Raw genomic sequence first — 278 nt, 5'->3', positions numbered from 1 at the left:
GCGGGTGTTTTCGCCTTATGTCGCCAACCCGCTCGGCCTCAATCCGCTGCGCGATGTGGTCGAGAAGGAGATCGACTTCGACAATGTGCGCGCCTGCAAGTCGATGGAACTGTTCATCTCGGCGACCAATGTCGAGACGGGACAGCTGCGCGTCTTCTCCGATGGCGAGATCGACCTCGATACGGTGATGGCCTCGGCCTGCCTGCCGCAACTGTTCCAGGCGGTGGAGATCAAGGGCGTGCCCTATTGGGACGGCGGCTATGGCGGCAATCCGGCGC

General features: G+C 62.6%; 1 pseudogene. It reads left to right on the top strand.

The window, feature by feature from the left end:
* Positions 1 to 278 (top strand): annotated as a pseudogene (locus EN851_RS36040) (patatin-like phospholipase family protein); the annotation flags it as partial.

The sequence above is a fragment of the Mesorhizobium sp. M8A.F.Ca.ET.208.01.1.1 genome (assembly GCF_004791315.1).
Classification (GTDB): domain Bacteria; phylum Pseudomonadota; class Alphaproteobacteria; order Rhizobiales; family Rhizobiaceae; genus Mesorhizobium.
The sequence above is the reverse complement of the archived record's forward strand: the minus strand, read 5'-3'. Positions and strand labels throughout refer to the sequence as shown.